This is a genomic window from Actinomadura meridiana (assembly GCF_039537545.1).
GTDB lineage: Bacteria > Actinomycetota > Actinomycetes > Streptosporangiales > Streptosporangiaceae > Spirillospora > Spirillospora meridiana.
The window spans coordinates 1-13,154 of the sequence record NZ_BAABAS010000001.1 but is presented as its reverse complement, the minus strand read 5'-3'; the positions used below and the strand labels follow the sequence as shown (position 1 = coordinate 13,154).

Annotated in this window: 8 protein-coding genes, 1 tRNA gene and 1 pseudogene; 3 read left to right on the top strand and 7 right to left on the bottom strand. The window is 69.1% G+C overall.

Going from position 1 to position 13,154, the window contains the following annotated elements:
* Window positions 1-188 precede the first annotated feature (188 nt).
* Genes ABD808_RS00050 through topA form a run of 3 tightly spaced genes read right to left on the bottom strand, consistent with a single transcriptional unit; the run spans window position 189 to window position 6,157 of the window.
* Window positions 189-1,328, bottom strand: coding sequence for a DNA polymerase III subunit delta' (locus ABD808_RS00050; protein ID WP_344887480.1), 1,140 nt, complete (start codon window positions 1,326-1,328; stop codon window positions 189-191).
* A 19-nt stretch (window positions 1,329-1,347) separates the two neighbouring features.
* The gene (gene tmk / locus ABD808_RS00045; RefSeq protein ID WP_344887477.1) at window positions 1,348-3,432 is read right to left on the bottom strand and encodes a dTMP kinase; all 2,085 of its coding nucleotides are present in this window, start codon (window positions 3,430-3,432) and stop codon (window positions 1,348-1,350) included.
* Window positions 3,433-3,460: 28 nt separating this feature from the next.
* Complete coding sequence (gene topA, locus ABD808_RS00040; protein ID WP_344887474.1) at window positions 3,461-6,157, bottom strand: type I DNA topoisomerase; 2,697 nt, start codon at window positions 6,155-6,157, stop codon at window positions 3,461-3,463.
* 256 nt (window positions 6,158-6,413) lie between these two features.
* On the opposite strand from topA, the gene ABD808_RS00035 reads away from it, so the two are divergent.
* A complete protein-coding gene (locus tag ABD808_RS00035; protein WP_344887471.1) occupies window positions 6,414-6,599 on the top strand; it encodes a DUF5703 family protein in 186 nt (61 codons plus the stop codon).
* 254 nt (window positions 6,600-6,853) lie between these two features.
* On the opposite strand, the gene ABD808_RS00030 is transcribed toward ABD808_RS00035, so the two are convergent.
* Window positions 6,854-8,188 carry a M20/M25/M40 family metallo-hydrolase gene (locus tag ABD808_RS00030; RefSeq protein ID WP_344888297.1) on the bottom strand — a complete coding sequence of 445 codons (1,335 nt, stop codon included), beginning with the start codon at window positions 8,186-8,188 and terminating at the stop codon, window positions 6,854-6,856.
* An 83-nt stretch (window positions 8,189-8,271) separates the two neighbouring features.
* On the opposite strand from ABD808_RS00030, the gene ABD808_RS00025 reads away from it, so the two are divergent.
* Window positions 8,272-8,357, top strand: a tRNA-Leu gene (locus ABD808_RS00025).
* Here the strand turns inward: ABD808_RS00025 and ABD808_RS00020 are convergent.
* The 3 genes from ABD808_RS00020 to ABD808_RS00010 all read right to left on the bottom strand — a co-directional run bounded on the left by ABD808_RS00020 (window position 8,322) and on the right by ABD808_RS00010 (window position 12,140).
* A complete protein-coding gene (locus ABD808_RS00020) occupies window positions 8,322-10,040 on the bottom strand; it encodes a recombinase family protein (RefSeq protein ID WP_344887468.1) in 1,719 nt (572 codons plus the stop codon). The genes ABD808_RS00025 and ABD808_RS00020 overlap by 36 nt on opposite strands.
* A 154-nt stretch (window positions 10,041-10,194) precedes the next feature.
* Window positions 10,195-11,229, bottom strand: a complete 1,035-nt coding sequence (locus ABD808_RS00015; RefSeq protein WP_344887465.1) for a DNA methyltransferase — start codon at window positions 11,227-11,229, stop codon at window positions 10,195-10,197.
* Window positions 11,226-12,140, bottom strand: coding sequence for a hypothetical protein (locus ABD808_RS00010; protein ID WP_344887460.1), 915 nt, complete (start codon window positions 12,138-12,140; stop codon window positions 11,226-11,228). The genes ABD808_RS00015 and ABD808_RS00010 overlap by 4 nt, the downstream gene beginning before the upstream one ends.
* A 505-nt stretch (window positions 12,141-12,645) precedes the next feature.
* Between ABD808_RS00010 and ABD808_RS00005 the strand changes: the two are divergent.
* Window positions 12,646-13,154: pseudogene (locus ABD808_RS00005) on the top strand (hypothetical protein); the annotation flags it as partial.

The following is a 13,154-nucleotide window of genomic DNA, read 5'->3' as shown; positions in this document are numbered from 1 at the left end:
GAGATTAGACCCCAAGCGAGGAGAAGGTACGTATGTTCCTATTGAGAAGTGCGTACGAGTATGTAACGAAAAAGTAGATCTCTTGTAAGGCGTCCGGAACGCCCCCAGCACGGGCGCCCACCAAGCCGCGCGAAGCGCCACGATCAGCCCACGCGAAGCGCCACGGTCAGCCCGCGCGGAGGCCGAGGTCAGCCTGTGCGGAGGGCCAGGGTCAGAGCCTCGAAGGCCAGTTGTGGGTTGACGTTCGCGTCCAGCCGCTCCCGGCACGCCATGATCGCGTCCAGGCGGCGGAGCGTGTCCTCCGGACGGTCCCGGCCCGCCGCCGTGCGCAGCTCGGGCCCGAGATCGACGTTGACCAGCTCGCTGCCCGCCCCCAACTGGAGGGCCAGCACGTCACGGTAGTAGGAGGCGAGGTCGAGGAGCGTCCGGTCCAGGGCGTCGCGCAGCACCCGGGTCGCCCGCGACTTCTGCCGGTCCTCCAGGTCCTTGAGAGCGCCCGCCGTGCCGCGCGGCATGCGGCCCTTCTCACTCTCGCCGAGCGCCTTCCGCAAGGCCGACATCTCGGACTCGTTGAGTTCCACGGTCTGCGAATCGCGTTCCGCCTTCGCCGCGTCCACCAGGGTCTCCGCGGCCGCGACCGCCGGGCTCACCCCCGTCAGGCGGCGCGGGATCGCCACGACGCCGTCCCGCACCCCCCGCATCCGCCCGTCGGACGCGAGGCGGCGCGCACGGTCGATGTGGCCCTGCGCGGCCCGCGCCACCACCTCGGCGATCTCCCGGTCGGCACCGTCCCGCTGGACGAGGAAGTCGGCGATCGCGGCAGTCGGCGGCGTCCGCAACACCGCCTGACGGCAGCGCGAACGGATCGTCACCAGCAGATCCTCGGGCGACGGCGCGCACAGCAACCAGATGGTTCGCGGCGACGGCTCCTCGATCGCCTTCAGCAACGCGTTGGCCGCGCGCTCCCCCGCCCGCTCGGTCTCCTCGAACAGGACGATCCGCCAGTGTCTACCGCCCGGCGACGACGCAGCGCGCAACACCAGCTCCCGGGCCTCACGCACGAGGAAGGACAACCCCTGCGGACGGACGACTTCCACATCCGCGTGGGTTCCCTGCAACACCTGGTGGCAGGACGCGCAGTGCCCGCACCCACGCGGCGTCTCCTCGCACTGCAACGACGCCGCGAACGCCCGCGCCGCCGTGACATAACCCGAACCGGGAGGGCCGGTGAACAGCCAGGCGTGCGCCAGGCCGCCCGCACCCCCCGCCGCCGCCGACAGCTGCGCGACGACGGGCTCCTGCCCCACCAGGTCATCCCAGACGCTCATGGGTACGAGGCTAGCCGGGTCAGAAGTCGGTGATGACGGGGAACGTGCTCGTGGCGTCCTCCGTACCGGCGGGGACGGGGTCGGGCAGGATCTCGCGGATGCGGTACTGGATCTCGCGACTCAGCTCGGACTGCGGACGCGTCGCGTCGACGATCAGATAGCGGTCCGGGTCGGCCTCGGCAAGCGCGTGGAAACCGGCGCGGACACGCTCGTGGAACTCGTCCGGCAGGGACTCGATCCGGTCGGCGGGCGCGGACAGCCGGTCCCGGCCGGACGACGGCGGGATCTCCATCAGAACGGTCAGGTCAGGGACGAGACCGCCGGTCGCCCAGGCGTTGACCCGGGCGATGTCCTCGACCCGCTGCTGGCGTCCGAACCCCTGGTAGGCGAGGGACGAGTCGACATAACGGTCACTGACGACGATAGCGCCACGCTCCATAGCGGGCTTGATCACGTTGGCGACATGGTCGGCGCGGTCGGCGGCGTACAACAGACTCTCAGCCCGGTCCGACAGTCCGGTGGTGTCGCGGTCGAGCAGCATCGCGCGCAGCCGCATACCGATCTTCGTCGCGCCCGGCTCGTGGGTGGTGACGACGTCGTAGCCGTGGTCGCGGAGCCAGATCGCGGCGAGCCGCGCCTGCGTGGTCTTCCCGGCGCCCTCACCGCCCTCGAACGCGATGAACACACCGCGCTGCCCGCGCTGGACGGGCTGCCGGGCGACGGCAGCGGCGATCTGCTCCGGCGGCGTGTAGATCTCGCCGCGCAGCGCGGCCCGCAGGTCGGGGACGAGGGGGATGTCGCGCCGGTCGTCCAGCCGCCGGTACGCGAAAACGCCGCACAGCAGCCCGACGATCACCGCGATGAGCAGCGCGGCGCCCGTCCCGTCGAAGTCGTAGACCCCGCCGCCGAGGTCGATGCGGTGCGAACCGACCGCGCCCGCGATCAGCGGGACGACCGCGAACACGACCGTCGCGGTGACGGCCGCGACGGAACGCAGGTAGGCGGCCGGACGAGTGTCGTCCGGCGCGTCGGGGTCGGCGAGCGTGGCCGTCCCGTTCGTCCACGCGACCCCGGCGAACACGCCGAGCAGGCCCGTCGCGAACACGACCACGACGAGGTTCTGGACGAGCGCCGCCACGCCGAGCGTCACGGCGGCGGCGAGGACGGCGAGACCGAGCAGCCTGCGGCGGCTGAACGGAACGAGCACGCGCGGCCCGAGGAACACGCCGAAACCAAGCCCCAGCGCGAGACCGGTCAGCACGCTGCCGTAGCCCGCGTCGCCGCCGCCCAGCTCACCGGTGTGGACGCGCGCGACGGCGACGATCGCGGCGACCGTCAACGACACCGCGGTGACGGCCAGGCCGAGGCCGCGCGCGGACGCCGTCCCGGGCCCCTGGAAGATCACTTTCAGCGGCGACGGGACGTTGATCGGCTCCGTCGCCGGGATGTCGCGGATCGCGGCGACCACGGCTGCCGACATCAGCAGCACGGCGGCCGTCACGTAGATGGGCAGGTCGTGGCGGGTGTCGCGGCCGAGCGTCCCGTCCGCGATCAGGGCGAGGATCGCGAACAGCAGCGCGGCCACGGGAGCGGGGCCGGACAGCACGCGGGCCGCCGACCGGCGCGCGGCGGCGCGGTGTTCGTCGTCCCGGACGAGCGCGGGCAGCGACGCGCGCGCCGCGGGTGCCCACAGCAGACCGAGGCAGGCGACGAGGAACGCCGCCGCCATCGTCCACGGCAGCGTGTTCACGAGCGGGACCGTCACCAGGATCACCAGCCGCAGCACATCGGTGATGATCAGCATCAGCCGCCGGTCGACCCGGGCGGCGAGCACCCCGGCGATCGGGGCGAGCAGCACCGCTGGCAGCAGCATCAGCGCCAGCACGGCGCCGACCGCGCGCGCCCGCGTGGCGGCGCCGTCGTCGCTGGTCAGCGCCGCCGCCATCGCCGTCAGCGCGGGAACGGCGAGCCACAGGCCCAGCCCGGAGACGGCGAGGGCGGTCCGCAGTCGCCGGAACGGCCTGATCGACATCGACGAGTTCGACAGGGACGAGTTTCCCGGCGGCGGTGACGCGGCGGGGTGCGGGGCGCCCGTTCTGGTCATGTCGGTCAGGGTATCGGCGTGGATGTCCCTAAGAACTGGACTTCGCGGAGGTTCGACGGCGGGTTGCCGGCTTCTTCTTCCCGCCACCCGCCGCGACCTTCTCGCGGCGCTCCGCGAGCAGTTCCGCCGCCCGCTGGATGGTGATCGACTCGACCTCGTCGCCCTTGCGCAGGCTCGCGTTCGTCTCGCCGTCGGTGACGTACGGGCCGAAACGCCCCTCCTTCACCACGACCGGCTTCTCGCTCGCCGGATCGTTGCCGAGCTCACGCAGCGGCGCCGCCGCCGCGGCTCGCCGTCCACGCTGCTTCGGCTGCGCGAACAGCTCCTTCGCCTGCTCCAGCGTGACGGTGAACAGGTCCTCCTCGGAGCCGAGCGAACGGCTGTCGGTGCCGCGTTTGATGTACGGACCGAAACGGCCGTTCTGCGCGGTGACCTTCTCACCGTCCAGCTCTCCGAGGTCGCGCGGCAGCGACAGCAGCTTCAGCGCGTCGTCCAGCGTCACCGTGTCGAGCGACATCGACTTGAAAAGCGAACCGGTGCGCGGCTTCGCGGCGTCGGCCTTCTTCGTGCGCCGCTTCTTCTCGCCCTCCGCCGGAGGCGGCTGCTCGGGCAGGACCTCGGTAACGTACGGGCCGTATCGCCCGGACTTCGCGACGATCAGGTGCCCGCTCTGCGGGTCCGTGCCCAGTTCACGGTCGCCGGACGGCTGGGCGAGCAGCTCCTCGGCCTTGTCGGCGGTCAGCTCGTCCGGCGCGATGTCGTCCGGGATGTTGGCGCGCTGGCCGTCGCGGTCGAGGTAGGAGCCGTACCGGCCGACCCGCACCACAATGTCGGAGTCCTTGATCGGGAACGAGCTGACACCCTTGGCGTCGATGTCGCCGATGTCGCCGACCAGCTCCTTCAGCCCCTCCTCGCCGCCGTCGCCGAAGTAGAACCGCGTCAGCCAGCGGACGCGCTCCGCCTCGCCGCGGGCGATCTCGTCGAGACCGTCCTCCATGTGCGCGGTGAAGTCGTAGTCGACCAGGTTGCCGAAGTGCTGCTCCAGCAGGTTGACCACGGCGAACGCCAGGAACGACGGGACGAGCGCCGTGCCCTTCTTGAACACGTACTCACGGGCCAGGATCGTCCCGATGATCGAGGCGTAGGTGGACGGGCGCCCGATCTCCCGCTCCTCCAGCTCCTTGACCAGGCTCGCCTCGGTGTAGCGGGCGGGCGGGCGGGTCGAGTGGCCCTCGGCGTCCACGGCGGACGCGGTCAGCGGGTCGCCCTCCGCCAGGTTCGGCAGGCGCCGCTCCTGGTCGTCGCGGTCGGTGGACGGGTCGTCCGCGCTCTCCACATATGCCTTGAGGAACCCGTGGAAAGTGATCGTCTTACCGGTCGCGCCGAACTCGGCCCGCTCGTTGTCGGTCGACAGCCCGGTGACGCGGATCGACACCGACTGGCCCGCCGCGTCCTTCATCTGCGACGCGATCGTCCGCTTCCAGATCAGCTCGTACATCCGGAACTGGTCGCCGGACAGGCCCGTCTCCGCCGGGGTGCGGAACGACTCGCCCGCCGGACGGATCGCCTCGTGCGCCTCCTGCGCGTTCTTCACCTTCGAGGTGTAGACGCGCGGCTTGTCCGGAACGTACTCGCCGCCGAACAGCGTCGCCGCCTGCCGCCGCGCCGCCGTGATCGCCGTCTCCGACAGCGTGATCGAGTCGGTACGCATGTAGGTGATGAAGCCGTTCTCGTACAGCTTCTGCGCCACCGACATCGTGTACTTCGCGGAGAAGTTCAGTTTCCGGCTGGCCTCCTGCTGGAGGGTCGTCGTCCGGAACGGGGGATACGGCCTGCGCGTGTACGGCTTGCGCTCGACGGACTTGACCTCGTACGGCCGTCCTCGGAGCCGGTCGGCCAGCGCGCGGGCGGCGGGCTCGTCCAGATGCAGGACGTCGCCGCTCTTCAGGGTGCCGGTGGACGCGAAGTCACGGCCCTGCGCGACGCGCCTGCCGTCCACGGAGACGAGACCCGCCTTGAACTCCGTCGGCTGCTCGTCCTTGCCGGTGTCGAACTGTGCCGCGATGTCCCAGTAGTGGGCGGTGACGAACGCGATGCGCTCCCGCTCCCGCTCCACGACCAGCCGCGTCGCCACCGACTGGACACGGCCCGCCGACAGCTTCGGCATGACCTTCTTCCACAGGACGGGGCTGACCTCGTACCCGTAGAGGCGGTCGAGAATACGGCGCGTCTCCTGCGCGTCCACCAGCCGCATGTTCAGCTCGCGCGGGTTGGCGGCGGCGCGCTGGATCGCGTCCTTGGTGATCTCGTTGAAGACCATCCTGTGCACGGGGACCTTGGGCTTCAGGACGTCCTGGAGGTGCCAGGCGATCGCCTCGCCCTCCCGGTCCTCGTCCGTCGCGAGGTAGAGCTCGTCGGCCTCGGCCAGCAGCTTCTTCAGCTTCTGGACCTGCGCCCGCTTGTCGGCGTTGACGACGTAGAGCGGCTCGAACTGGCTCTCGACGTTCACGCCGAGCTTCGCCCACGGCTCGCCCTTGTACTTGGCCGGCACCTCCGAGGCGCTGCCCGGGAGGTCCCGGATATGGCCGATACTGGACTCCACGATGTAGCCACGCCCCAGGTACCCCGCGATCGTCTTCGCCTTCGCGGGCGACTCGACGATCACCAGGCGGGTACCGGCGGCGTTGCTCCGGCCACTGTTCGCGGTGCCGTTCTTGGCTGGCACAGTCGCTCCAACCTCGCTGTCTTGATCCTCTTGAACAGGCTCTTTCTTACAGTCTTCGTACAACGTCACGGGACGGCGTCTTCATGCCCGCGGGCCGTCTCCACCGGCCGGCGATCATCGTCCCGTCCCTCGGGAGGCGAACGGTACGCTCACCGCCGTACGCCCCAGACAGGATGACATGCCCCCGGAAGCCATGCGGACCGGGCGTCCACGGTGCGGTGTCGGGTTCCCGGTGGACCAGGTAATAATGGTCGCAATGGCGCAGTACACCTACCTCGTTCTGTCACTGCCCCGCGGCACCACCCGCGATACCGCCCGGCAGATCCTGACCGAGCACGCGGAGCGCGGCGGCTGGGAGATCGATCGCTTGCGCCTCTACCCGGACGGGCGCCGCCGTATTCAACTCCGCCGCAAGGTCATCCGCGTCGTCCGCACATTCTGACCGTTCCCGCCGGTCCGGCCGGAGTGTAGCACTAGGTGCGCCCGAAATAACACACCGTGAGCCCACCCTCTCACCCGGACATCCACGGGCAAGATCGGCGATCAACAACAGCGCGACGGCGGTGACGCGACGCGGCGGGACGTCAGCCGGCCCCACCGTGCCGCGTCACCCACCACCGATCAATCACGTTGCGACCGGATCGCCGTCAACGAGTAGTAACCATAGCACCACGGAACGCACTCGTGACGGCAAACTCAGGACCGATCGAGGAACCTGTCGAGGACGCGCGCGCCGAATCGAAGACCGTCCACCGGAACGCGCTCGTCGACGCCATGGAACATTCCGGAAAAGTCCAGATCTGGCGGGAGTCGCAGCGGCGCGAAACCGAAGCACCGCATTCCCAGCCGCGCGAACGACTTGGCGTCCGTCCCGCCGCTCAGGCAGTACTGGACGGGCAGCGCCCCCGGATCCTCCGAGGTCAGCGCGTCCTCCATGGCCGCGACGAGCGCCCCCTCATAATCAGTCTCCAGCGCATGGTCATGGTGGACGAAATCGCGTTGAACGTCCGGCCCGAGAAGCTCGTCCACAACGGAGAAGAACTCCGCCTCATGCCCAGGTAGGAATCGTCCGTCGACCTGTGCCGTGGCCGTCTGCGGAATGACGTTCGTCTTGTATCCCGCGTCCAGCCGCGTCGGATTGAGCGTGTTCGTGAGCGTCGCCCCGATCATCCGCGCCAGCGGCCCGATCCGCTCCAGGCACGCCTCCGGCCGCTCCGGGTCGAACTCGACCCCGTACGCCTCACACACCCGCTCCAGGAACGCCCGCACCGACTTCGTCAGCCGCACCGGAAACTCATGCGACCCGAGCCTCCCGACGGCCGCCGCCACCGCCGTCACCGCGTTGTCCGGATGCACCATCGACCCGTGCCCGGCCGTCCCCTTGGCGGTGAGGTTCATCCATGCCATCCCCTTCTCCGCCGTCTCGATGAGATACATCCGCCGGTCGCCGGGCACCGTCAAACTGAACCCGCCGACCTCCCCCACGGCCTCCGTGCACCCCTCGAACAACTCCGGATGCTCCCGCACCAACCATTGCGCGCCCCACTTCCCCCCGGCCTCCTCATCGGCGAGAAACGCGAGCACAACATCCCGCGGCGGCTTCCTCCCCTCTCGCAACCGATCCCGAACCACCGCCAGGATCATCGCGTCCATGTCCTTCATGTCCACGGCCCCGCGCCCCCAGACGCACCCGTCCGCGATCTCACCCCCGAACGGATCCCGCGTCCAGTCCTCCTTGCGAGCGGGCACCACATCCAGATGCCCGTGCAACAACAGGGCGTCCCGCCCCGGATCCTCCCCCTCGATCCGCGCCACCAGACTGGCCCGCCCCGGATGCGACTCGAAGATCCGAGCCTCCAGCCCGACCTCCTCAAGCTTCTCCGCGACATACTCCGCCGCCACCCGCTCCCCCGGCCCCGAATGATCGCCCGGGTTACTCGTATCGATCCGAATCAGCTCCTGGCAGAGCCGCACGACCTCGTCCTCAGCACTCACACCGATCACCCCAAGTCCGTCGCGTACCCGTCCCATGGTGCCCCGCCGCACGACGTCGCCGCGACCCCGCACCTTTGGTATGGTGAAGCCCGCCGCAGCCCCACTGCGGCCTGCGACCAGTCCGGGTGGCGGAATAGGCAGACGCGCTAGCTTGAGGTGCTAGTGCCCTTCACGGGGCATGGGGGTTCAAGTCCCCCCTCGGACACACACCATTAGCACATGTGGAAGTCGGAACGAGCTTGGCTTCCACGAGTTTTTTCTGCGGGTAGTACATCATTCTGAGCCCGAGCTTCGCGTAGAGATCCGCCTTGTCATCGGGGCATGCGTTCACGACCGCGTGAGCGAGTTCACTGGTCTGCCGCAACACCTCCCGCAGTTCGTCGGTCGAGACCACCCGATCATCTGGGACGGCGCGCAGTTCGCCCTCCAGCCGAGCACGTTCCTGCTCTGTCTCGTTGATCCACTGCGCGACCTGCACGGCATCGGCGCCCGCGTTCAGAGCCGCGCGGTACTGATTCAACCGCTGGGCGCAGGTGGACAGTTGCTTACGAAGCTGGGTCGCGGCGGGGTTCTCGGTACTGCCTGCCTGCTCGACCATCGCCTCGACCGTGGCCTCGATCCGGCCCGGCGAGAACGCCGTCATCAGCCAGCTCTCGATGTCCTTGATGATCTCGGCCTCGCGCAGGTAGACGACCTTGGGGTGGGCGATGGTGTTGGCGAGCGCGTACTCGGCCGGGAACCTGCACCGGTAGTAGGCCTGGTCGTTGTTCCAGTTGCCTTGCATCCTGCGCTCGCAGTACCCGCAGTGCAGGCATCCTCGGAAGGCGTAGGGCCGCCGGGTCCGGTGCGGCTTGTGGACGGCCGGGCCGTGCCCGCGCGAGGCCAGGACGGCTTGGGCGCGCTCGAAGTCCTCCACCGATACCAGCGGTTCGTGGGCTTGCTGCTCGGACCAGACCCACTGGTCGCGGTCGTTCCAGCGCAGCTTGGTGGTGTGCCCCAGCGCGACGTCGTTGACATCGAGCAGGACCTCGTCCTTGCGCTGCTTGTTCCAGACCTGGCGTCCTGTGTAGCGCGGGTTGGTGACGATGACCCGCACCGCCGACTTCGACCAGGCCACCTGAACCCGATGTCGGTTACGTCCTGGGTCAGCCGCCGAGGGCGACGGGACACCCTCACGGGTCAGTTCCTCGGCGATGTCGAACAGGCCCCGCCCGCCGATGAACTGGGCGAAGATCCATTTCACCACCAAGGAGAATGCCGGGTGAGGGACCAGACGGCGAAGGCGCTTGCCGTCGGCCGCCTTGGCCGGGTTGGGGTGTGGTCCGGCGTCGATCAGCTCATACCCGTAGGGAGGGCGCCCGCCAAGGTAGCGGCCCTCGGTGGCGGTGATCGCGGCCATGGCTGAGCGAACGCGGATCTTGATCCGGTTCCGTTCGCCCTTGGACAGTCCACCGAAGACACCCATGATCATGTCGTGGGCTTCGTTGGCCGGGTCGATCGCGCCGCCGACCTCGGGGACCCACAGCGGGACGCGGAAGTGCTCGAACAGCGGAAAGGTCAACGAGTACTGGTTGCCGTAGAAGGCCCGGTGCGGCTCCCCCACGACGACAGCGTCGAAGTCGCGGGCGGGATTCTTGAGCGCTTCGATCAGCGCCGAGGCGCGCGGCCGCCGAGCCCACGGGATCGAACGGGATTTGTCGACGTCGAAGTACTCGGCGACGATCGTTCCGCCTTTGGGTTCGACGAGCCCGCCTGCGCGGCGGAGTTGCCAGGCGCGTGATGCGGCCGGGTCCTGGTTGTCTTCTGTCGAGACCCGCCCGTAGAAGGCGAACCTCAACCCCTGTTCCTGGACGGCCGTCTGTGGCAGCGGCGCACTTGACAATGTCATTCGTTGTCCTCCTGCTCGTGCTGGTGTTCCGGGTCTCGCCGAGATCGCGCGGCGAGCACAATCCGCAGCAGAACGCGAGCCACATCCGGTGTGAGCGGTGGTGGTTCATCCGGCACGCAGACCCGGATTCTTCGTTTGGTCTTGTCCGGAGTGCTCATGAGGTGACCACCCCGCCCGTCCGGGCGGTGCGACCATCCCGGAATCGGCCCACCGATCCAGCCCGACCTCGTTTGACAAGGTCAAGCCCTGTCAAGCTCGCGGAACCGAATGACGCGCATCGGTTCACCGAACCGCCAGCTTCCTCGTCAAACTCGCAGGGAAGGTCTCTTCGGCGCTGAAACACCAACAGGTCTTCATGGGCGGTGGCCATGGCGGGTATGCCGTGGTCGCGGAGGCGGCGGGCTTCGATCATTTGGAAGAACGACGCGCGGGTGACGATCTGCCCGTCGCGCAGGCCGCACAGGAGGGCGGCGAGTCTGTTGACCAGGACCAGGCCGTTGTCTTGCGCGACGGTGATGACCTGGCCTGGCAGGTCGATGAGTTCTCCGGCCACGCGGAACGGGCGGACGGTGACGGCCACGACTCCGCCTGGGCACAGCAGGGTGGCGCTGCCAGCGAGGATCTGCCCGAATCCGGCGAGGAGTTCGCCGGTGGGACGGTGGGCGAGGTTGCGGCGGTCGGTGGAGTACCGGCTGTCGAACTTGTCGATCTTCCCGCCGCCGTTGTCGCGGCCGGTGCGCACCTGCCCGTGGGTGGCCGCGCCATAGGGGGGCGAGGTCAGGATGAGTGAGGCGGTACTGGCGTACTCGGCGAGCGTGGTGGTCATGACCTGGCGGGCGTCACCGTGAAGGACCCGGCTGGCGCTGGGTGCCCCTTGGGATCGGGCGTGCCGGAGGTTGGCGGCGGCCATCCGCGCGAAGTGGGCTTCGTACTCGATTCCGATCGCGGGACGCCCTTGGTGGACGGCTTCGACCAGGGTGGTTCCGATCCCGCACATCGGGTCGACGACCAGGCCGTCGGGTTCGGTGTAGGTGGCGATGATCTGCGCGGCGATCGCGGGAAGCATCTTGGCCGGGTGCGCCATCGACTCGGGCGTGTAGCGGCCTTTGCGCTGGATGCGTGAGGGCTGCTGCCCGGTGAGCAGAACCGAGGTGAACACTCGGGGTTCGGTGTGGCTGTTCACGGTCATCGGTTACCTCCCCGGCTGGTGTCGCCCGGCCGAGTCAGGAGGCAGACATCGGCGTGGACGCGGACCGCTGGGGGCAGTGCCCGGGAGCGGACGTCGCGGAGTTGCCCGATGCTGACGGGGCTGGCCTGGACCAGGAGTGTGTCTCCTTCGACGGGGACGCGGACGGCGATGACGTGCTGGCTGTACCGGAACCCGGCCGCGCGGGCCTGCCGGATGATCTCCGGAGCGGGATCGACGAGCCGCCCGTTGAGGTGTCTGGCGGTGGTGACGACCGCCAAGTGTCCACCCGGCCGCAGGATCCGGTAGGCGGCGGGCAGGAACGAGCGGGTCTGGAAGGCGGTGTTGGCTAGGACGTCGGACAAACAGGCCGGGCATCCGCCCGGGGAGCTGGCGGTTCTGGGCCCGGTGTGGGTGGTCGCCGCTCGGGGTATCGGTGGGGCCGCGATCACGAGCGAGACCCGGCCGAGGTGGTCGGCGACGCCCCGGTGCATCTGGTCGGCGCGGCACGGCCGCATCTGCACCCGGCCGAGGAACTCTTGGGGCAGCGTGGCGCGCAGTTGCGCGCCGATGTGCTGGGCCATCGGCGGGTGCGGGACACACGCCAGGGCGCGGCGGCCGAGGTGGGCGGCGGCGGTCAGGGTGGCGTGGTTGGTGGTGAACGCTTCGGTGATCACGTCACCTTCGCCGGTGGTGGCGTTGATGATGTGGCGGGCCAGGGTGGTGTTGATACTCGCGCGGTGCCGGTCGCAGATCTTGGTGAGCGCAGCGCGGCGGTCTGGTGTCTGGTGTGGCTGGCCGGTGGGTGGGATTGGTGGGCTGGTGGTGTCGTCGGGGCAGAGCCAGACGGTCAGCGGCAACAGGTGCCGCGCGCGGGTGGCAGGTGTCGGAGCCGGTCCACTGGTGCTGTTCATGGTGGGTGACCCGTGATGGTCACCCGGTCCCCTGTCTCACTAAGTAACAGACCCACCGCATCGACCACTTGGACAAACGAAAGATCTCTCACCACTCGCACGGTCCAGCCGCACCGGCGAAGGTCGCGCGACGGGAAGGCGCGACAGCAGGAATTCGAGCCGCCGTGAACACGGCGGCCGCCGGAGGGACATCCCAGCTGTGAGGTGGTACGCGGGAGACCGCTTCACGGTTTTGATCTTCCTTTGCACGTCCACCTCCGCCTCCGTGTTCACGCAGGTCAGAGCGGTTATAAGCACATGTTCGGGCTTGACCGGCCGAGCCTGTCACGGCGTGCTCATGGTGAACACTTCGTGTTCTGGCTGGTCACAGCGATTTTGAGCAGATCGTAAGCAGATCCGTGTCCGCGGCTGCACACGGTGCGCGCCGGGGATGTGTTCATGATCTGCACATGGTCTCTGAGGTGATGTCGGCGTCCGATCCGGAACCGACCACTCGGGGGTCCACATGCGCAACGTCACCGACCTCAGCCTCACCAGCGGCGCCCTCCGTCCGACCAGCCGCCCGCGAACCGGCGAGGTGTCGCGGTCACGCACCCGTTCCGTCCAGTCCCTCGGGAAGCGGCCCCGCCGCGCCGCCACCGGGAGCGGGCACGCCCTAGACGTCGCGGAAAGGAGCTTCGCCGCGTTGACGCGGGAGCCGGGCGCGCTGTCGGTGGACGGCGCCGCGCTCGGGCACGGGTTGCCCGCGCGGCTGATCGGGCTCGATGAGCTGCGGGCGATCCTGCTGCACCCGGCGACCGCGTACCAGACCCGCGACCTGGTGTGGAGGGAGCTGGTCACGCGCGCCCGCCGCGACGGCTCGGCCTGGGTCGTCGGATGCGTGGGGGTGGCCTTGCCCGGGTTGAAGGCAGCCGTTCGTGACCGTCTCGCCCACCTGGACACTGAGGTGCCTCGGACCTTCCGGACAGGTCCCCAACTAGGGTTGGGGGAACCGGAAAGGAAGGTCGTTGGCAC

Bases quoted from the DNA above. Each gene is read 5' to 3' on its own strand.
- ABD808_RS00010 (WP_344887460.1), bottom strand. From the start codon at position 12,140: ATGAACAGCACCAGTGGACCGGCTCCGACACCTGCCACCCGCGCGCGG.
- ABD808_RS00030 (WP_344888297.1), bottom strand. From the start codon at position 8,188: ATGGGACGGGTACGCGACGGACTTGGGGTGATCGGTGTGAGTGCTGAG.
- ABD808_RS00015 (WP_344887465.1), bottom strand. From the start codon at position 11,229: ATGACCGTGAACAGCCACACCGAACCCCGAGTGTTCACCTCGGTTCTG.
- ABD808_RS00035 (WP_344887471.1), top strand. From the start codon at position 6,414: ATGGCGCAGTACACCTACCTCGTTCTGTCACTGCCCCGCGGCACCACC.
- ABD808_RS00020 (WP_344887468.1), bottom strand. From the start codon at position 10,040: ATGACATTGTCAAGTGCGCCGCTGCCACAGACGGCCGTCCAGGAACAG.
- tmk (WP_344887477.1), bottom strand. From the start codon at position 3,432: ATGACCAGAACGGGCGCCCCGCACCCCGCCGCGTCACCGCCGCCGGGA.
- ABD808_RS00050 (WP_344887480.1), bottom strand. From the start codon at position 1,328: ATGAGCGTCTGGGATGACCTGGTGGGGCAGGAGCCCGTCGTCGCGCAG.